General features: G+C 71.0%; 17 protein-coding genes. 13 read left to right on the top strand and 4 right to left on the bottom strand.

Translation table 11 applies throughout. The features are described from left to right. Window positions 1-24: 24 nt before the first annotated feature. Window positions 25-375 carry a helix-turn-helix domain-containing protein gene (locus AB0I06_RS14510; RefSeq protein ID WP_363119102.1) on the bottom strand — a complete coding sequence of 117 codons (351 nt, stop codon included), beginning with the start codon at window positions 373-375 and terminating at the stop codon, window positions 25-27. A gap of 134 nt (window positions 376-509) precedes the next feature. Between AB0I06_RS14510 and AB0I06_RS14505 the strand changes: the two genes are divergently transcribed. The 10 genes from AB0I06_RS14505 (at window position 510) to AB0I06_RS14460 (ending at window position 12300) form a co-directional block, all read left to right on the top strand. Next, window positions 510-1268, top strand: a complete 759-nt coding sequence (locus AB0I06_RS14505) for an ANTAR domain-containing protein (RefSeq protein ID WP_363119101.1) — start codon at window positions 510-512, stop codon at window positions 1266-1268. A 214-nt stretch (window positions 1269-1482) separates the two neighbouring features. After that, the gene (locus tag AB0I06_RS14500) at window positions 1483-2730 is read left to right on the top strand and encodes an ROK family transcriptional regulator (protein WP_363119100.1); all 1248 of its coding nucleotides are present in this window, start codon (window positions 1483-1485) and stop codon (window positions 2728-2730) included. A 220-nt stretch (window positions 2731-2950) separates the two neighbouring features. Next, window positions 2951-4213, top strand: a complete 1263-nt coding sequence (locus tag AB0I06_RS14495) for a sugar ABC transporter substrate-binding protein (protein ID WP_363119099.1) — start codon at window positions 2951-2953, stop codon at window positions 4211-4213. Window positions 4214-4233: 20 nt separating this feature from the next. Next, window positions 4234-5199 (top strand): sugar ABC transporter permease, encoded by a 966-nt coding sequence (locus AB0I06_RS14490; protein WP_363119098.1) that lies wholly within the window; start codon window positions 4234-4236, stop codon window positions 5197-5199. Further along, window positions 5196-6080 (top strand): carbohydrate ABC transporter permease, encoded by an 885-nt coding sequence (locus AB0I06_RS14485; RefSeq protein ID WP_363119097.1) that lies wholly within the window; start codon window positions 5196-5198, stop codon window positions 6078-6080. Before AB0I06_RS14490 ends, AB0I06_RS14485 begins: the two co-directional genes overlap by 4 nt. A gap of 12 nt (window positions 6081-6092) precedes the next feature. After that, window positions 6093-9005: a glycoside hydrolase family 2 TIM barrel-domain containing protein gene (locus tag AB0I06_RS14480; protein WP_363119096.1), complete on the top strand. Its 2913-nt coding sequence runs from the start codon at window positions 6093-6095 to the stop codon at window positions 9003-9005. A gap of 126 nt (window positions 9006-9131) precedes the next feature. Then, window positions 9132-10127: an ATP-binding cassette domain-containing protein gene (locus AB0I06_RS14475; RefSeq protein WP_363119209.1), complete on the top strand. Its 996-nt coding sequence runs from the start codon at window positions 9132-9134 to the stop codon at window positions 10125-10127. Between the two features lies 1 nt (window position 10128). Further along, window positions 10129-10932, top strand: coding sequence for an ABC-2 family transporter protein (locus tag AB0I06_RS14470; RefSeq protein WP_363119095.1), 804 nt, complete (start codon window positions 10129-10131; stop codon window positions 10930-10932). A 1-nt stretch (window position 10933) separates the two neighbouring features. Further along, entirely contained in the window at window positions 10934-11740 is an 807-nt protein-coding gene (locus AB0I06_RS14465; protein ID WP_363119094.1) for an ABC-2 family transporter protein, read from the top strand. Next, window positions 11737-12300 carry a hypothetical protein gene (locus tag AB0I06_RS14460; protein ID WP_363119093.1) on the top strand — a complete coding sequence of 188 codons (564 nt, stop codon included), beginning with the start codon at window positions 11737-11739 and terminating at the stop codon, window positions 12298-12300. The genes AB0I06_RS14465 and AB0I06_RS14460 overlap by 4 nt, the downstream gene beginning before the upstream one ends. A gap of 215 nt (window positions 12301-12515) precedes the next feature. On the opposite strand, the gene AB0I06_RS14455 is transcribed toward AB0I06_RS14460, so the two are convergent. Further along, a complete protein-coding gene (locus AB0I06_RS14455) occupies window positions 12516-12638 on the bottom strand; it encodes a hypothetical protein (protein WP_363119092.1) in 123 nt (40 codons plus the stop codon). A gap of 84 nt (window positions 12639-12722) precedes the next feature. Between AB0I06_RS14455 and AB0I06_RS14450 the strand changes: the two genes are divergently transcribed. The 3 genes from AB0I06_RS14450 (at window position 12723) to AB0I06_RS14440 (ending at window position 15792) form a co-directional block, all read left to right on the top strand. Next, complete coding sequence (locus AB0I06_RS14450; RefSeq protein WP_363119091.1) at window positions 12723-14042, top strand: jacalin-like lectin; 1320 nt, start codon at window positions 12723-12725, stop codon at window positions 14040-14042. Window positions 14043-14210: 168 nt separating this feature from the next. Then, the gene (locus tag AB0I06_RS14445) at window positions 14211-14819 is read left to right on the top strand and encodes a WHG domain-containing protein (RefSeq protein ID WP_363119090.1); all 609 of its coding nucleotides are present in this window, start codon (window positions 14211-14213) and stop codon (window positions 14817-14819) included. Further along, window positions 14794-15792, top strand: coding sequence for an aminoglycoside phosphotransferase family protein (locus AB0I06_RS14440; protein WP_363119089.1), 999 nt, complete (start codon window positions 14794-14796; stop codon window positions 15790-15792). The genes AB0I06_RS14445 and AB0I06_RS14440 overlap by 26 nt, the downstream gene beginning before the upstream one ends. Here AB0I06_RS14440 and AB0I06_RS14435 read toward each other — a convergent pair. Together AB0I06_RS14435 and AB0I06_RS14430 are read right to left on the bottom strand one after the other, a co-directional pair. Beyond that, window positions 15789-16577: an isocitrate lyase/phosphoenolpyruvate mutase family protein gene (locus AB0I06_RS14435; RefSeq protein ID WP_363119088.1), complete on the bottom strand. Its 789-nt coding sequence runs from the start codon at window positions 16575-16577 to the stop codon at window positions 15789-15791. The two genes, AB0I06_RS14440 and AB0I06_RS14435, sit on opposite strands and share 4 nt — an antisense overlap. Window positions 16578-16654: 77 nt before the next feature. After that, entirely contained in the window at window positions 16655-18337 is a 1683-nt protein-coding gene (locus AB0I06_RS14430) for a DUF2264 domain-containing protein (RefSeq protein ID WP_363119087.1), read from the bottom strand. Between the last annotated feature and the right edge of the window lie 30 nt (window positions 18338-18367).

The raw sequence follows: 18367 nt of genomic DNA, 5'->3' as shown, positions 1-18367 counted from the left end.
CGTGGCGGCGCGGCGATCGTCCGGTCAGGCCGTGGCGTGGGGCCGGCCCCGGGAGGCCGTGATCGTGGCGCGGTCGGCCTCGTCCTTGACCAGCAGGGACATCAGGGACGCCACGGTCAGACCCGCCTCGGCCGGGTGGCGCAGCACCTTGCCGGGGTCGATCCGGTACGTGTTGGAGCGCCCCTCCCGGGTGTGGGAGAGGTAACCGTCCTGCTCCAGGTCGGCGATGATCTTCTGCACGGCCCGTTCCGTGAGCCGGCAGCGGGCCGCGATGTCCCTGATGCGGGCACTGTGATTGTCGGCGATCGCGGCCAGCACTCGGGCATGGTTGGTGAGGAACGTCCATCCGGTGTGTGGCTCGGGCACTCCATCCATACCCCAACTCTAGCGACAGAACATTCACGCACTCAAAAACACGTACTTCATTTCATGTATTGATTGACGTGCGTGGGGTAGAGGGGCAACGCTGGAAGCGGAGGCAAGGCGTACAGACGAGGGAGAACAGAGCCATGCCGGAGCCTGCGTACCCTGCGCGCTCCCACACGCAGGAGGGCGCCGCAGCCGTGGCGGGCGACAGCGCGCCGGCGGCGGTCCCGCCGTGCATGGCGACCATGGACGTCACGCCGGACGGCGATCGGATGTCCGTGACGATGTGGGGTGAACTGGACCTCGGCAGCCGCCGGTTGCTGCCCGAGCTGTACGACATGCTCACCCTGTCGGGCGGCGGCATCGACCTGCGCCTGGACGCGATCGGGTTCTGTGACTGCTCGGGCCTCAACGCGCTGCTGGACCTGCGCGCCCGTGCCGTCGACCAGGGCAAGACGGTCACCGTCCGGTCCTGCGGCATCGCGGTCGAGCGCCTCCTCGAGCTGACCGGCACCCGGGAGCTGTTCGCGGACACCGCTGCGCGGGGCGACACCGCACCACCGGCCGCGCCCCCCGCCGCCCCGGTGCGGGAGGACGACCAGGACCTGCGCGCCGAAGTCGCCCAGCTGCGCCGGGCCATGCAGACGCGGCCCACCATCGACCTGGCCCGCGGCATCCTGATGGCCTCCTTCGGCCTGAGCCCCGAGGCGGCCTGGAGCGTGCTGGTCAGGACCTCCCAGAACACCAACACCAAGCTCCACAACCTGGCCCAGGACCTGGTGGGCACCGTGCACGGCACCACACTGCCGGAGCAGGTGCAGCGGCAGCTCGCCGCCGCGGTCGCCGGAGCGAGCGGCGAGCAGGCGGTCTGCCCCGTGGGTGCTGCCGAGAACGGGGACTGACCGGCCCCGCCCCACACCCGCCCTGAGGCATCATGGGCGGGCCACCGTCGGCCGTCGGCCACGGCAGGTCCTCAACTCCGCCCACCGGCCGGGTACTTTATAAAGCCCCTTTCCTAACCCCTTGTCGAAAGGACCGGCAGCCCATAGCCTTGCGCCGCGCCGGTGCCGACGTCCGACCCGGCCCGGCCGTTCTGGGAAGGAATGGGGCACCCCGGTGAAGCGCACATCACGTGACATCCGCACCGCGAACCGCTACGAGGTGCTGCGCCAGATCATCGCGGAGTCACCCACCTCCCGGCAGGAGCTGGCGGCGGCCACGGGGCTCAGCCTCGCCACGGTGGCCACCCTCGTCGGCGAGCTGCTGGACCTCGGCATGATCACCGAGGTCGGTTTCGAGGACTCGGCGGGCGGCCGCCCGCGCGGCCTGGTCGCGGTCAACACCTCGGGCGGCGCGCTGATCGGCGTCGACATCGCCGAGACGTACGTCCACGTCGAGCTGTTCGACCTGGGGCTGAACGTGCTGGCCCGCGCCGAGGAGGACGTCCGCCCCAGCGAGAGCCTGCCCGAGCAGGTGGTCGGCCACGTGGCCACCGCCGTCGGCTCCGTGGTCACCCAGGCCGGCATCGAAGGCGCCCGGGTGCTCGGAGTCGGCGTGAGCGTGCCGGGCCAGGTGGACCGCGCCACCGGCATCTCGGAGTACGCGCCCAACTGGGACTGGCACGACGTACCGCTGCTCGACCTGCTCACCGAGCACATCGCCTATCCGCTGTACCTGGACAACCCGCTGCGCGCCAGCGCGGTCGCCGAGCTCTGGTTCGGGGCGGCCCGCGGGGCCGGGACCGCCGTGGTGGTCAACCTCGGCACCGGCGTGGGAGCCGGTCTCGTCCTGGGCGGCGGGCTGCACCGCGGCGTCAGCAACAGCGCCGGCGAGTGGGGCCACACCACGATGGTGCTGGACGGACGCCTGTGCCGCTGCGGCAACCACGGCTGTGTGGAGGCGTACGTCGGCGCGCGCGGCATCATGCTGAACCTGCGCGAACTCGACCCCGACAGCGCGCTGTTGCACGCCGAGGACCAGACGGCGACCATCGACGCGCTGGCCCGTGGGGTCGCGGCGGGCGACCCCGTGGCGCGCCGCGTCGTCCACGACACCGCCCGTTACCTGGGCGCCGGTGTCGCGGACCTGGTCAATCTGTTCAACCCCGAGATCGTCGTGCTGAGCAGCTGGGTGGCCCGCACCCTGGGCGAGCCGCTGCTGCACGAGGTGCGCGAGGCCGTGACCCGGCACGCGCTGCCCCGGCCACTGGCCGCCACCCGGGTCGTCCTCTCCCCGATCCCCACCGACCCGGTGTGCCTCGGCGCGGCGACGTTCGCCCTCGAGGGCGCCCTCCAGGTCGTCGGGCAGAAGAACGGCAAACGCACCGCCCCCGTGAGGAGACGCGCCGCCACCCCCTCCCCGTAGGGGCGGAACCAACTCCTCCGCACCGCCCGCCTGTTCGAAATCGCGAACGGGACACAACGCTTCGTACAGACTTCGTCCAACCCCTTGCCGAAGCCTTAGCCGAAGCTCTAGCGTCCCGCACCGCACCCTTCTTTGAGCCATCTGGCGCGAGCCCCCGGGCCGTGAGCCATCAGGCAGTGAGCCGCAGAGCCGCAGCCGCACTCGAGACAAGGACGTCAGCATGTCGGCATTCAGCAACACCAACATGGACCGCCGAACCCTTATGCGGGCCGCGATGGGCCTGGCCGCCGCCGGCGGACTCGCCGCGTGCGGCAGCAACACCGGACGCGGCAGCGGCGGTTCGGGTGACGGCCTCGTCCAGTACTTCCACGCGTACGGCGAGGCCGGTGTCGAGCAGGCCGTGAAGCGCTACGCGAAGGCCTACAAGGACGCCAACGTGACCACGCAGTGGATCACGGGCAACAACTTCGAGCAGAAGCTCTTCGCCGCGCTGCTCACCGACAACGCGCCGGACGTCTTCGAGTTCCACCCGCAGATCCAGCTCGTCAAGAGCGGTCAGGTGGCCGACCTGACCGACATCATCGAGCCGGTCAAGGACGACTTCAACCAGGCCGACATCAAGTCGCACACGGTCGACGGCAAGATATACGGCGTCCGGATGATCGACGACCCGCAGTTCTTCTTCTACCGGCCCTCGCTGTTCAAGAAGGCCGGGGTCGAGGTGCCGACCACGCTGGAAGAGCTGATCGAGGCCGCCGACAAGCTGACCACCAGCAAGGTCAAGGGCATCTTCCTCGGCAACGACCTGACGGCGATCGACCGCCCGCTGATCTGGTCGGCCGGCGCCGACACGCTCACCGAGGACAACAAGCCCGCCTTCAACACCGACGCCGTCGCCGACGGCCTCAAGCAGCTGCGCTCCCTGTTCACCAGCGGCAACCTGCTGCTGGACGCGCCGGCCGACTCGTGGGACCCCTCGGCCCTCATCCAGGGCCTGACCGCCATCCAGTGGTGTGGCATGTGGGCCATGCCGGCCATGCAGAAGGCGCTCGGCGACGACATCGGCATCTTCCCCTTCCCGAAGGTCGGTTCGGCCGGCAAGCAGTCGGTCTACAACGGCGGCTGGTCGATGTTCGTCAACGCCAAGAGCAAGAACGTCGAGGCGGCCAAGGCGTACGTGAAGTGGCTGTGGATCGAGCAGAAGAAGTACCAGGAGGACTTCGCCACCTCCTACGGCTTCCACATCCCGCCGCGCACCTCGCTCGCCCAGTCCGCGACCAAGCTGAAGTCCGGCCTGCCGGCCGAGGGCGTCAAGCTGTTCAACGAGTTCGGCCACTTCGACAACATCGGCTGGACGCAGGCCATGATCGCGGCGTTCTGGGACGTGATCGCCAACACCGTCCGCAAGAACGGCGACCCGAAGGCCGCGCTCGACGCCTGCGAGAAGAAGGTCGACGCCGAGCTCAAGAAGCTCTTCGGTTAGACCGCCGGACGGATCTCGACATGTCGACCACCACCACGCGCGGGGTCGCCCAGCCCGCCTCGGCCAAGGCCTCCACGCCTCGGCCGCGGCGGGGCCTGAGGGCGAGCAGCACCTTCAACTTCTGGCTGTTCACCGGGCCGTTCCTGATCGGCCTGATCATCTTCGTCTTCGTGCCCATCGGCTGGAGCATCTGGCTCAGCTTCTTCGAGGCGCGCTTCACCGTCACGCCGAGCGAGTTCGTCGGCTTCGACAACTACGTGCAGATCCTGTCGGACGAGAACTTCAGGAACTCCCTCGTCACCTTCACCGTGTTCGCCGCGTTCATCGTGCCGGCCACCTGGGCCCTGTCGCTGGGCCTGGCGCTGCTGGTGAACCGGCTCCGGTTCATGCGGGCGTTCTTCCGGTCGGTGTTCTTCCTGCCCACCGCGGTCAGCTACGTCGCCGCCGCGCTGATCTGGAAGATGTCCATCTTCAACGGCGTCCGCTTCGGCCTGATGAACACGGTCATCGGCTGGTTCGGCATCGACAACATCGCCTGGCTCGCCAACCCCGATCCGCCCTGGTACTGGCTGGTCATCGTGACCGTGCGCCTGTGGCTCCAGTCGGGCTTCTACATGATCCTGTTCCTGGCGGCGCTCCAGAACATCCCGCGGGAGCTGTACGAGGCGGCCTCCATCGACGGCGCCAAGCCGGGATGGCAGACCTTCCGGCACATCACGCTGCCGCAGCTGCGGGCGACCACCACCGCGGTGATCCTGCTGCTGCTCGTGGCCGCCTACCAGGCCTTCGACGAGTTCTTCAACCTGCTCCCCAAGGCCACCTGGGGCCAGCCCCCGCTGGTCGAGCTGTACAAGGTGGCCCTCGGCCAGAACCAGAACTACGGCGCGGGCAGCGCGGGCGCGGTCGTGCTGACCCTGCTCATCTGCGTCGTCACCCTGCTCCAGGGCAAGATCATGGGCTTCGGAAGGGGTGAGGAGTCCAAGTGACCACCACAGCACCCGACATCACCAAGGCGACGAAGCCGGCCAAGGCCAAGCGCGGCGGCGGCGTCATGGGCAGCACCGGTCTGTACATCGCGACCGGCGTCGCCGCGGTCCTCTTCCTGATCCCCTTCTATCTGATCGTCCGCAACGCGCTGATGACGGACCCGGAGATCACGGGCGAGACCTGGAAGTGGTTCCCCACGTCCATCCAGTGGGGCAACATCAGCGAGCCGTTCGACGACGTCACCGTCGACTTCGCGCAGTCCCTGTGGAACTCCGTGGTCGTCGCCGTCCTGCACACGGCCGGCATCCTGCTGATCTGCTCGATGGCCGGATACGGCCTGGCCCGCATCCCGTACAAGCACGCCAACAAGGTCTTCTACGCCGTTCTGGTGACCTTGATGGTTCCGACGGCGGTCACCTTCGTGCCCAGCTTCGTGCTGGTCTCGTCGCTGGGCTGGGTGGACAGTTACCGGGGCCTGATCATCCCGGGCCTGTTCAGCGGTTTCACGTGCTTCCTGTTCCGGCAGTACTTCCTGGGGTTCCCGAAGGAGCTGGAGGAGGCGGCGCGCGTGGACGGGCTCGGTTACTGGGGCGCCTACTGGCGGATCGTCGTGCCGAACTCGCTGAACTTCTTCGCGGCCATCGCCACGATCACCTTCATCAACGGCTGGAACGCCTTCCTGTGGCCCCTGGTCATCGGACAGGATCCGAGTGCCTGGACAGTCCAGGTGGCACTGTCGTCATATATGACGAACCAGACCGTCAACTACCACCTGATCTTCATGGCCACCGCCATCTCGATCCTGCCCCTGATCTTCGTCTTCCTCTTCCTCCAGCGCTGGCTGGTGCAGGGGATCGCACAGACCGGCATCAAGGGCTGAGCTAGGAGACCGATGTCTTTCCGCACGACCCCATCCGTCGACTACGTCGAGGACGTCTCTCCGGGCAGCGGTGCCCTGCCGCCCCGTGCCTGGTACGCGTCCTCGGACGCACAAGCCCTGTCGCTGAACGGCAGCTGGCGCTTCCGGCTGTCGGCCACCGCCGGCGCCGAGGACGACTCGTTCGCCGCGGAGGGCTACGACGCCGGGGACTGGGCCGAGGTCACAGTCCCCGGGCACTGGGTCCTCCAGGGCGACGGGGCGTTCGGCTCCCCGATCTACACCAACCACCTCTACCCCTTCCCGGTGGACCCGCCGTACGTCCCGACGGAGAACCCGACCGGTGACCATCTGCGCGTCTTCGACCTGCCGTCCGACTGGCCGTCGGACGGCGGGGCGGTGCTGCGCTTCGACGGCGTCGAGTCCTGCGCCCGCGTCTGGCTGAACGGCACGGAGCTCGGCGAGTTCAAGGGCTCCAGGCTGCCGCACGAGTTCGCGGTCGGCGAGCTGCTCAAGCCGGGCGGCAACGTGCTGGCCGTACGCGTGCACCAGTGGTCGGCGGGGTCGTACCTGGAGGACCAGGACCAGTGGTGGCTGCCGGGCATCTTCCGTGACGTGACGCTGCTGCACCGCCCGGCGGACAGCGTGCGCGACTTCTTCGTGCACGCCTCCTACGACCACACCACCGGCGAGGGCACGCTGCGCGTCGACTCCGACGTCGACGGCCGGGTGACCGTGCCGGCCCTGGACATCGATGTCGCGACCGGCGAGCCGGTGACGGTTCCGGTCGAGCCGTGGACGGCCGAGACGCCGAAGCTCTACGACGGGGTGCTGGCCACGGGCGGGGAGCGGGTGCCGCTGCGGATCGGTTTCCGCACGGTCGTCCTCGAGGACGGGCTGATCAAGGTCAACGGCAAGGCCGTCCTCTTCAAGGGCGTCAACCGGCACGAGTGGCACCCCGAGCGGGGCCGCGCGCTCGACCTGGAGACCATGCGCGAGGACGTGCTGCTGATGAAGCGGCACAACCTCAACGCCGTGCGCACCTCGCACTACCCGCCGCACCCGGCCTTCCTGGACCTGTGCGACGAGTACGGCCTGTGGGTCATCGACGAGTGCGACCTGGAGACGCACGGTTTCACCGAGCAGGACTGGCGGGACAACCCGGTCGACGACGACCGCTGGACCCCGGCCCTGCTGGACCGCGCCGCGCGCATGGTCGAGCGGGACAAGAACCACCCCTCGATCGTGTTCTGGTCGCTGGGCAACGAGGCCGGCACCGGCCGCGGGCTCACCGCCATGGCGGAGTGGATCCACGAGCGCGACCCCGAGCGGCTGGTGCACTACGAGGGCGACTGGAACTGCCGCGACACGGACGTGTACTCGCGCATGTACGCCTTCCACGACGAGGTCGAGAAGATCGGGCAGCGCCTCGACGGCGGCACGCACAGGCGCCGCGAGCTGCCGTTCATCCAGTGCGAGTACGCGCACGCCATGGGCAACGGCCCGGGCGGGCTCGCCGACTACCAGGAGCTCTTCGAGAAGTACGACCGGCTCCAGGGCGCGTTCGTCTGGGAGTGGATCGACCACGGCGTCAAGCACCCCGAGCTGGGCTACGCCTACGGCGGCGACTTCGGCGAGGAGCTGCACGACGGCAACTTCGTCTGCGACGGGCTGGTCTTCCCGGACCGGACACCGTCCCCGGGCTTGATCGAGTACAAGAAGGTGATCGAGCCGGTCCACATCGAGGGCTGGGGGTCCCCCCTGCTCGAGCGAAGCCGAGAGCTCGGGGGAGGCGCGAACGGCATCGTGCGGATCACCAACAAGCAGGACTTCGCCGACCTGTCCGCGCTGGCCTTCGAGTGGTCGTGCCAGGTGGACGGCGAGACGGTCGAGTCGGGCTCGCTGTCCGTGCCGGCGCTCGCGCCGGGCGAGAGCGCCGAGGTGAAGCTGCCGGAGCCGCCCGCGGACGGCCGGGGCGGGGAGCGGCAGTGGACGGTGCGGGCGCTGCTCGCGGACGACACGTCGTGGGCCGAGAAGGGCCACGTGGTGGCCTGGGGCCAGTTCGCCGTGGGGACGCGGCCGCTGCCGTCCTTCCCGGCGACCGACCGGCCCGTCCTCGACGACGGCGGGATCACGCTGGGCCCGGCCCGGTTCGACGCGCGCACCGGTGCGCTGCTCTCGGTCGACGGGGTGGAGGTCACCGCGGCACCCCGGCTGGACGTGTGGCGGGCGCCGACCGACAACGACGACGGCGCCGAGTGGCAGACCGACACCCGCTACGGCGTGCTGTGGCGCACGCTCGGTCTGCACCGGATGCGCCACCGCCTGGTCTCGGTCGAGGCGGGCGACGACGCGCTGACGGTCCGCACCCGGGTGGCGCCCGCCGCCCGCGAGGTGGGTCTGGACACGGTGTACCGCTGGACCTCCGACGGAGAGCGGCTGCGGCTGACCGTGTCCGTGACGCCTGAGGGCGACTGGACGGTGCCGCTGCCCCGGCTCGGCGTCCGCTTCGGGCTCGCCGAGGCGGATCGCGTGGAGTGGTTCGGCGGCGGCCCCGGCGAGGCGTACCCGGACACGGCCACGGCGTCCATGGTGGGCCGCTGGCAGTCGACGGTGGACGGCCTCCAGACGCCGTACGTCCGCCCGCAGGAGAACGGTGCCCGCGCCGACGTCCGCTGGGTGGAGCTCGGCGGCCTCAGGATCGAGGGCGACCCGGAGTTCTGGTTCACCGCGCGGCGCTGGACGACCGAACAGCTGGACGCGGCCCGGCACCGCACCGACCTCACCCCCGGTGACACGGTGTGGGTCAACCTGGACCACGGGCTGCACGGCATCGGCTCCCAGTCCTGCGGCCCGGGCCCGCTGCCGCAGTACTACCTGAAGGCCGAACCGGCGGAGTTCTCGTTCGTGTTCTCGCCCGCCAGGTAAGAAGTTGATTAATGGATTGACCGATTGATCGACATTTTGACAGTGTCGTGACGTCATCCGCGGCCGGTCGGCTCCCGCAGCCGACCGGCCGCGACTGCGTGCAGCGCAAGGGAGTTGGTGGGTCAGTTGAGTGTCGCCATCGAGGTCCGCGGGTTGTCCCGCACCTTCCACACCACCGTCCGCCGCCCCGGCTTCACGGGCGCCGTCCGCTCGCTGGTCAATCCCGAGCGGGTGGCCAAGCACGCCGTCTCCGACATCACCTTCGACGTGGCGCGGGGCGAACTCCTCGCCCTGCTCGGCCCGAACGGCGCCGGCAAGTCCACCACCATCAAGATCCTCACCGGCATCCTCACACCCACCTCCGGCGAGGCCCGGGTCGCGGGCGTGGTGCCGTACCGGGAGCGGGAGCGCAACGCCCGCAACGTCGGGGCGGTGTTCGGGCAGCGCACCCAGTTGTGGTGGGACCTGCCGGTGCGCGAGTCGTTCGCGATCCTGCGGGACATCTACGAGGTGGCGAAGGCCGAACACGCCGCCCGCCTGGCGGAGTTCGACGACATCCTGGACCTGTCGTCGTTCTGGGACACCCGGGTGCGCCACCTCTCGCTCGGACAGCGGGTACGCAGCGACCTGGCCGCCGCCCTGCTGCACGACCCGCCGGTGGTCTTCCTCGACGAGCCGACCATCGGCATGGACGTGGTGGTCAAGGAGCAGGTGCGGGAGTTCCTGCGGCACCAGGTGGAGCAGCGCGGCCGTACGGTCCTGCTGACCACGCACGACATGACGGAGGTCGAGCGGCTGGCCGAGCGGGTCGTGCTGGTCAACCACGGCAGGCTGATGCTCGACGGCTCACTCGACGAGATCCGCCGGAAGTTCGGCTCGACCTGGCAGGTGCGGGCCACCCTGGCCGATCCGCACGCCGAGGTCGTGGCGCCGCCGGGCACCACGCTGCTGCGGCACACCGGCGCCCAGATCGTCCTCGGCCCGGGCGGTCCGGACGCGCTCACCGTCCAGCAGGCGCTGAAGGCGGTGATCGAGCGGTTCGAGGTGACGGACATCGCGCTGGACGAGGCGGACCTCGAGGACGTGATGCGGGCCGCGTACGCGCACGCCGGGGAGGTCTGAGGTGGCCGCGCTCCATGCCTGGCGCGCCGCCCGGGTCACCCCGCTCGGCGAGCTGAACGCACCGCCCCGGATGACGGCCGTGGCCCTGCGGCTGGCCGTGCAGGTGGTGCTGGTCTGGTCGCTGTGGAGGGGCCTGTACGCGCAGACCGGCACCACCGCGGGACTGAGCCGCGACCAGGCGGTCACGTACGCCGTGCTGGCCGTGCTGGCGTCCCGGCTGCGGGAGCTGGACCAGTACGCGGGCCGGGACACCGTCCTTCAGCACATGCACTTCGGGACGATCGTGTACTGGTACCTGCGGCCGCTGCCGCCGCAGCGCTACTACGCCCTGCGGGCCGCCGGAGAGCAACTGTACGGATTCGCCTGGGCGTTGACGGGATATCTGATCTGCCTGGCCGCGGGCGCCGTCGAGCCGCCCGGGTCGGCCGGCGTGGCGGGGGTGTTCCTGCTCAGCATGCTGCTGGGCCAGTGGGTGCTGTACTACGTGATGCTGGTCCTGGACCAGTTGTGCTTCTGGACGATCCGCAACACCGCGGCCATGCTCATCCTGCTGTTCGCGCAGAACCTGCTGTCCGGGGTGTACGCGCCGCTGTGGTTCTTCCCGGACTGGTTCGTGACGATGAGCGCGTTCCTGCCCTTCCAGGCGACGCTGAGTGTGCCGCTGTCGCTGTACGTGGGGCGCATTCCCCTGTCCGACGCGGTGTTCCAGCTGTCCGTGCAGGCCGCCTGGGTCGTGGCGCTGGCGTTGTTCACCCGGTTCCTGTGGCGGCGGGCCGCCCGGCGCGTGATCTCGCAGGGAGGCTGAGATGTCGTGGAAGGCACTGCGGATCGTGTGGCGCGTGACGGCGCTCAACTTCCGCGCGCAGCTGGAGTACCGCACCGAGTTCCTGCTGATGATCGCGATCGGGGCGATCTGGCAGGTGTCGGTGATCGTGTTCGCGACGGTGCTGCTGTCGCGGTTCGCCGGGATGGGCGGCTGGGACAGCTCCGACGTGCTGCTGATCCCGGCGACGCGCATGCTGGCGCACGGCCTGTTCGTCCTGTTCCTGGGGCGCATGCACTGGGCCGGGCGGCAGGTACAGGAAGGCCGCATCGACATCTACCTGATGCGCCCGATGCCGGTCCACCGCCAGATCCAGCTGGCGTTCTTCCCGACCAACGCCATCGGGGACCTGACGGTGGCGGCGGGCCTGATGGTGGGCGCGCTCTCCCGCAGTGACCTGGACTGGACGGCGGGCCGTGTCAGCTACCTGGTCGCGGCCGTCCTGGGCGGCATGCTGCTGGAGGCGGCCCTGTTCACGGTCGTGGCGAGCGCGTCCCTGCGCTTCCCGGCCGCCGACATGTGGGGACGCTGGCTGGAGGAACTCCTCGGCACCTTCGGCAGCTACCCCCTGAACGTCCTGCCCAGGGCGGTGGGCGGTTTCCTGACCTACGGCCTGCCGCTCGCGTTCGTCGCCTACTTCCCGGCGGCGGTCCTGACCGGCCACGGCCATGCCACCGGCGTCCCCTACTGGCTCGCCGCGGCCGCACCGCTGCTCGGGTTGCTGGCGTATCTGGCGGCGCGGCTGCTGTGGCGGTGGAGCCTGCGGCATTACAGCGGGATCAACGGATGAGCGCGCGGGAGTACGCCGCGGAGGCCGTCGTGTGGAGCCGGCTGGCCGGGCTGCTCTCGGCGCCCGGCGACCGCGAGGAGGTCCGGACGTGCTGGGACATCGGCGAGCAGGAGGCCGGTCTGGAGGTGCTGGTCGACCGGCTGCTCGGACAGGGCACGGGCGTCGAGGAGTCGGCCCGCGCCGAGCTCGCGGTGATGGCCGAGCAGTGGGGGGAGTGGGACTGGCTCGGCGCGCGGATCGCGGCCCTGCCCGGTGCCGGCGAGGAGGCCGGACGGCTGCGGGTGGTCCCGGACGGGGCGGAGGAGACACGGCCCGCCGGATTCGTGCTGCCGGGACACCCGCTCGCCGCGACGGTGCTGGTGCCGTGGATCGCCTGCGCGCCCTGCGGGAGGGTACTGGCCCGGTCCCACCGACGGGAGGAGTGGGGTGCCCTGTCGTTCCTGGCGGAGGGGTACGTCGTGTTCGGTCCCGAACGCGCCCCGGCGGTGTTCCCCCGCGACATGCCCGGGGCGTGCTGGGCCGCCCTGGACGCGCTGCGGGACGGTGACGACTGCCCGTGAGCCCCGGTGTCGGGAGCGGCCCGTCCCGGCACGCGTCCGGACGGCGTCCACAGCGGCCGTGTCCCGCCACACGTCCGTCCGACGGGCTGACCCGGCACACCCGGGCGGGTGGCCTCGGCACGGTGAAGTGATCTCTCTGGCGGTGCCCCGGTGCCGCGGACGCGAACCGATCACCTCCCGTGCCGGCAGGCAACGGACGTTCCCGCCTGGAGAGATCAACCGAGATCGAGGGGGCGGCGCGCGACGCCGGGCACGGCGAGCTCCTCGACTCCTGGGGCACGGATCTGGACCTGCTGCGGCACTCCCGACGCCAGGACGTCTCCCACTGTTCGCGCCATTCCCCTTGCGCACCAGGGGTGTTGCCCTCGAACCTGAGCACCGTTCAACTTCCCCCTCGTCTGCTCCGACCGGAGACACCCCCCATGAAGAGACTCATCGGCACCGCCGTGGCCGCGTCCCTGGCCGTCACGGGCCTGGCCACCACCGGCGCCACTCCCGCCGCCGCCGCGGAATCCGGCTCCTTCGACGTCCTCACCTACAACGTCGCGGGCCTCCCCGAGGGCCTGAGCTCCGGCCACCCGGAGAAGAACACTCCGCTGATCTCGCCGCGCCTCGGGGCGTACGACATCGTCAACGTGCAGGAGGACTTCAACTACCACGCCGCCCTGTACGCGGGCGACGACCACGCCCACCGCACCGCGACCAGCGGCGGAGTCCCCTTCGGAGACGGCCTCAACACCCTCTCGGACCATCCCTTCGAGGACTTCCAGCGGGTCAAGTGGACCAAGTGCACCGGCACCAACTGCCTCACCCCGAAGGGATTTTCGCTGGCGCGGGTCCGGCTCGCCGAGGGTGTCTTCGTGGACCTGTACAACGTGCACACCAACGCCGACGACACCGACGACGCGCTCGCCGCCCGCCGCGCCAACATCGAGCAGCTGTCCGCCTTCATCCGGGCGAACTCGTCCGGCAACGCGGTGATCGTCATGGGTGACACGAACACGCGCTACACGCGCTCCGGCGACAACATCCGCACGCTCGTGAGCGAGAACGGCCTGACCGACGCATGGGTGCAGCGCGTCAAGGGCGGGACGCCCCCGGCCCAGGGCAGCGCCGCGCTCGTCTGCCCCACCACGGCCCCGCCGGACGACTGCGAGGTCGTGGACAAGGTCCTCTACCGCGGCAGCAAGCTGCTGAGCCTGAACGCGACCCGCTACGGCAACGCCTGGGCGTCCTTCCTCGACCCGGCCGGCGGCAACCTCTCCGACCACTTCCCGCACGCGGTCGACTTCTCCTACACGCTCAACGCGTCGCTGCGCGCGAGCGACTTCTTCGGCGGCCCGCACGGCACGGCCTTCAACGACGCGGACGACCTGCCGGCGGTCCCCTCTCCGCGCACCCTCACGCTGCGCGGCAGCACCCGTCTGGACGCCGTGTCCCTCACCCACGACGGCGGTACCACCCTCACCCACGGCGGCACGGGCGGCACCGCGACCTCCCTGACCCTGGCCGCCGGCGAGCACCTGACCTCGGTGAGACTGACACAGGGCCAGAAGGACGGACGCACGCGCCTGTTCTCGGCGGCGTTCACGACCGACAGGAACCGGGGCCTGTCCGCGGGCACGGCCACCTCCGACGCGAAGACCTTCACGGCCCCCTCCGGCTGGCAGATCGTGGGCTTCACGGGCCGCGCGGGCGACGAGCTCGACAAGCTGGGGGTGGTGTACGCGCCGATCCGCTGAGCGGGCCGGCCATACCGACCGGCGGACCTGCCAGAGCGGTCGCGCAGGGGCAGGCGTGAGGGGCGGGGTGTGACGGCCCCCCTCCTGCCCCGGCGGCTACGATTCGCTCCCTGCGTCCACGGGCCCCGCCCCGGCACGGCCCTCTGCGAGAGGTAACCCGGAACCCCCATGCCCAGAGCCGGTCTCACCCCCGAGCGCCTCGTCGCGGCCGCGGTCGAACTCGCCGACGAGGCCGGCTACGAGGGCGTCACCCTCTCCGCCCTGGCGCGCCGTTTCGGGGTGAAGGACGCGAGCCTGTACACCCACGTCCGGGGCCTGCGGGACCTGCGGACCCGCATGGCCCTCCTCGCCGGCGGCGAGATGATCGACCGGATCGCGGAGGCGGTGGAGGGACGCGAGCCCGGCAAGGACACCCTCACCGCTTTCGCCTCCGCCTACCGGTCCTACGCCCTGGAACACCCGGGCCGCTACGCGGCGACCCAGATCCGGATCGACCAGGACCTCGTCGCCGACTCCCCCGCGATGCGCCGCACGGCCGACGTCACCTACGGCATGCTCCGCGCCTACGACCTGACGGAACCCGACCTCACCGACGCCGTACGCCTGCTGCGCAGCACCTTCCACGGCTACTGCGCCCTGGAGTCCACCGGCGCCTTCGGCGCGCCCCGTGACGTACAGACGTCCTGGGACCGGGCCATCGACGCCCTGCACGTACTGCTCCGCAACTGGCCCCGCGAGAAGAGGACACCCGATGGACCAGCGAGCCCGATCCGATGACACGGCCGGTGTCATAGCCGAGACCTACGCCCTCGGAACCGGTCCCTGGACCATGGCCCCCGTCACCCGGGGCGCCCTCGGCCAGATCTGGAAAATCTCCGGGAACGGCCGCTCATGGGCCGTCAAGGAACTCCTTTTCGGTTGCGACGATGCCCAGGTCGCCCGCGAGGCGGCGTTACTGAACTCTGCGGCTGACCTGGGCATCGCCTCGCCCCGGCTCCACCCCGACCGGCACGGCGCACACGTCTCCCGACTCGACTTCCCGGGCGGCACATCCTGGGTGAAGCTGTACGACTGGATCGACGGCACCCGTGCGGACGCCTCCGACCCGGACGTCCTGGATTGGTTCGGCCGGACCATGGCGCTGCTCCACCAGGCCGGTGCGGGCGCCGTCGAGACCCCAGGCGACTGGTACGAGCGGTGCCCCGACGACGCCGACTGGGAGGACGTCCTCAAGAAGGTGCGCGACGCCCGCTTGCCGTGGTCGGACGAACTGGACCGGTTCATCGCCACGACCGCGCCCCGGCTGGCCCACCAGGTGACCCCGTCGGCGCCCGGCGGCCTGGTGACCTCGCACCTCGACCTCCAGCCGCAGAACGTCCTCGTCGGCCCGGACGGGCCCGTCCTCCTCGACTGGGACAACGCCGGACCCGTCGCGCCGGACCGGGAGTTCGCACGTGCCGTCCACGTCTGGTCCGGCGGCAACGACGTGAACATCGCGTCCGCGCGGCGCCTGGCCCGGGCCTACCGCGAGGCCGGGGGCCAAGTCTCCCTCACCGGCCCGGAGTCCTTCGCGATGCTCTTCGCCACGGCCCTGAACTACATCCATGTGCAGGCAGAGACGGCAGTCGATCCCGAAGTGACGGCGGAGCAACGCGACTTCGGGGCCAGGCAGGCAGTGAGCTGCCTCCGCAACGTGCCGGACCTCGCCACCGTCTCCCTGCTGGTCGCCGCGCTCGGCAGTCGGCCCTAGCGGGAGCCAAGCCCCGCCACGGCCTCGTAGGAAGGCGTCGCGCCCGTCGGTGGCCGGCCGGCGCGGATCTCCGCCATCGCCTCCGAGGCCGCGCCCAGTGCCCGCCGGTACAGCAGCGAGCCGAGACTGATGCGGTGGACTCCCGCGTCGGCCAGGTGCGGGACGGACGGGCCGCCGGGCGAGTAGAGGACGTTGAGGGGCACGTCCAGGTGGCGCAGCAGCGCCTCGATCGCCCGCAGATCGGTGAGACCGGGGACGAACACCCCGTCCGCACCCGCCCGGCGGTAGGCGTCGAGGCGGGCGAGGGTGCCGTCACCGTCGCCCAGCCAGTGGGTGTCGGTACGGGCGTTGACGAACAGGCCGGGAGCGGCCTGCTTGACCGCTGCGATCTTCGCCGCGTGCCGGGCGACCGGCCCCAGACCGTCCTCCAGGTTGACACCCACCGCTCCGGCCGCGTGGAGCTCTCGCGCGAACTCCGCCACTTCGTCGGGGTCGTCGCTGAACCCGCCCTCCGCGTCGACGGACAGCTGGAAGGGCCCGGACCCGAGGGCCACGGCCAGCCGCAGCGTCTCCTCACGGGTCGCCGCCGCCCCGTCGGGCAGCCCCGCGGCCGCAGCGACGCCCAGGCTCGTCGTCCCGATCGCCGGGAAGCCCTGCCCCGCGAAGACCCGGGCGGATGCGTGATCCCAGGCGTTGGGCAGGAGCAGGGGCTTCCCGGCACGGTGCAGGGCGGCGAAGGCGGTCATGGACCCGCCGGGCGGCGTTCGTCTTGGATCTGCGGTCATGCCGCCACGCTAGGCCCGGCTCGCTTCGGCGCGGACCGAACCGTGGCAGCCGCGGGAGAACCGGGCAGCGGGAGACCTCAGCCGACGCGCACCCCGTCCCCGTCCAGCCGGACCCGCACCTCGGGCCCCTCGCTCCAGCGGACCCTGAACTCCCCCTCACCGGAGGCGGTCACGGCGACCGTTTCCGCCAGCGGGGCCGGAGCGGCCTCGGCGGTGAGCCGGGCCAGGGCGACGAACAGGGTGGAGTGCCCCGTCGTGACGCCGGTGAGGTCGTCGTCGAGCCCGATCGCGGGGAGCAGTTCCGAGCGGACACCGTCCGGCGCGCTCCAGCCGGTCAGGCGGACCTCCGTGCCCGGTTCCGCGCCGGTGACCAGATGCGCGCGCACCTCCGCCGACCCGCGCGCCAGCACCACGCTGGTCACCCGCGCTCCCCCGCCCGCCGTGTGCCGGGACGCCGCCCAGCCGTCGCCCACGCCGAGCGGTTCGATGCCGGTGCGGGCCGGGTCCCCGGCGACCAGGACGCTGTTGTCGTGGGAGTCCGACGGTGCCGTCACGGTGGAGTACGCCAGCCGCGTGTAGTAGGGGTCGTAGCGGACGTCCTCGCTGCCGTGGTTGTGGAGGCGGACCAAGCCGTCCGAACGGGTGGACTGAAGCAGCCAGTTGGGCGGTCCTACGGGGGTGACGGAGTCCGCGCGTTCGACGGGGGCGGGTTCCTCCGGCGCCGTCCAGACCTCGTGGTCCTCAGGCAGGAGCAGCCCGAGGAAACCCTTGCTCGCCCAGTAGGGGGAGGCCGGGCCCGAGTAGCCCTGGAGGACGGACTCGTCGGGACCGTGCCAGCCGAGGGACAGCAGGCCCCGGTCGTCCACCGCGCCCCTGTCCAGGAAGTACTTCAGCGCGCCCGAGGCCAGCCGCCGTGTCTCGCCGGGCGCCAGCGGCGTACGGCCGGTCAGCGCGCCCAGCCACAGCGGGGCCGTCGTCGCGAAGCGGTACGTCAGCGAGCGGCCCTGATGCATGGGGGCACCGTCGCCGCCGAACAGGCGGGCGTAGTCGCGCAGATGGCGGTCCAGGCGGTCGCCGTAGAGCGTCAGCAGCCGCTCGTCCTGCTCCAGCCAGGCGTGCAGCACCGGGTAGAGGTGCATCGCCCAGCCGTTGTAGTAGTCGTACTTGCGGCCGTCGCCGTCGGTGTACCAGCCGTCGCCGACGTACCACTGCTCGATGCGTTCCAGTCCGCGGTCGATCGCCGCGCGGGACGCCTGCGGCTCGTGGCCGATCTCGGCGAGGAAACCGCCCACCGTGACGGGGAACAGCTCCCAGTTGCAGGGCCAGGGTTCGGCCGTGAGGGCGTCGGCCAGCCAGTCGGCCGCCCGCCCGCGCACGCCGTCGTCCAGCCGGTCCCAGAGCAGGTCCCGGGTGAGGCGGAGGGCGAGGGCGATGGAGGCCGCCTCCACCAGGGGCTGGCCGCGGTCCTCGATGCGGGGCCAGACGCCCGAGACGCCGGCGGCGAGACCGGTCGCGTAACGCTCCAGGGCCTTCTCGTCACGGCGGAAGGCCGCGAGCAGGAGGGTGCGGGCGTAGCCCTCCAGACCGTCGGAGAGGCGGCCCGACCAGCCGGCCCGGTCGCCGGGCAGGTGGTAGAGCGCGCGGTCCTCGCTCGCGTACGGCTCGACGGCGGCGAGCAGGGAGTCGGCCGCCGCCTCCCAGTGGGCGCGGGTGTAGCCGGTGATCGGGGAGGTCGTGCGGTCGGCGGGAGGCAGGTGCATCTGAGGTCTTTCGTGCGGGGGCCGGTCGGA

This window comes from Streptomyces sp. NPDC050674 (assembly GCF_040654575.1).
Classification (GTDB): Bacteria; Actinomycetota; Actinomycetes; order Streptomycetales; family Streptomycetaceae; genus Streptomyces.
The sequence above is the reverse complement of the archived record's forward strand: the minus strand, read 5'-3'. Positions and strand labels throughout refer to the sequence as shown.

What these genes read in the sequence shown, in the direction of transcription:
- AB0I06_RS14510 (WP_363119102.1), bottom strand. Translation starts at nt 375, where the DNA reads ATGGATGGAGTGCCCGAGCCACACACCGGATGGACGTTCCTCACCAAC.
- AB0I06_RS14505 (WP_363119101.1), top strand. Translation starts at nt 510, where the DNA reads ATGCCGGAGCCTGCGTACCCTGCGCGCTCCCACACGCAGGAGGGCGCC.
- AB0I06_RS14495 (WP_363119099.1), top strand. Translation starts at nt 2,951, where the DNA reads ATGTCGGCATTCAGCAACACCAACATGGACCGCCGAACCCTTATGCGG.
- AB0I06_RS14490 (WP_363119098.1), top strand. Translation starts at nt 4,234, where the DNA reads ATGTCGACCACCACCACGCGCGGGGTCGCCCAGCCCGCCTCGGCCAAG.
- AB0I06_RS14480 (WP_363119096.1), top strand. Translation starts at nt 6,093, where the DNA reads ATGTCTTTCCGCACGACCCCATCCGTCGACTACGTCGAGGACGTCTCT.
- AB0I06_RS14465 (WP_363119094.1), top strand. Translation starts at nt 10,934, where the DNA reads ATGTCGTGGAAGGCACTGCGGATCGTGTGGCGCGTGACGGCGCTCAAC.
- AB0I06_RS14460 (WP_363119093.1), top strand. Translation starts at nt 11,737, where the DNA reads ATGAGCGCGCGGGAGTACGCCGCGGAGGCCGTCGTGTGGAGCCGGCTG.
- AB0I06_RS14455 (WP_363119092.1), bottom strand. Translation starts at nt 12,638, where the DNA reads ATGGCGCGAACAGTGGGAGACGTCCTGGCGTCGGGAGTGCCGCAGCAG.
- AB0I06_RS14450 (WP_363119091.1), top strand. Translation starts at nt 12,723, where the DNA reads ATGAAGAGACTCATCGGCACCGCCGTGGCCGCGTCCCTGGCCGTCACG.
- AB0I06_RS14445 (WP_363119090.1), top strand. Translation starts at nt 14,211, where the DNA reads ATGCCCAGAGCCGGTCTCACCCCCGAGCGCCTCGTCGCGGCCGCGGTC.
- AB0I06_RS14440 (WP_363119089.1), top strand. Translation starts at nt 14,794, where the DNA reads ATGGACCAGCGAGCCCGATCCGATGACACGGCCGGTGTCATAGCCGAG.
- AB0I06_RS14435 (WP_363119088.1), bottom strand. Translation starts at nt 16,577, where the DNA reads ATGACCGCAGATCCAAGACGAACGCCGCCCGGCGGGTCCATGACCGCC.
- AB0I06_RS14430 (WP_363119087.1), bottom strand. Translation starts at nt 18,337, where the DNA reads ATGCACCTGCCTCCCGCCGACCGCACGACCTCCCCGATCACCGGCTAC.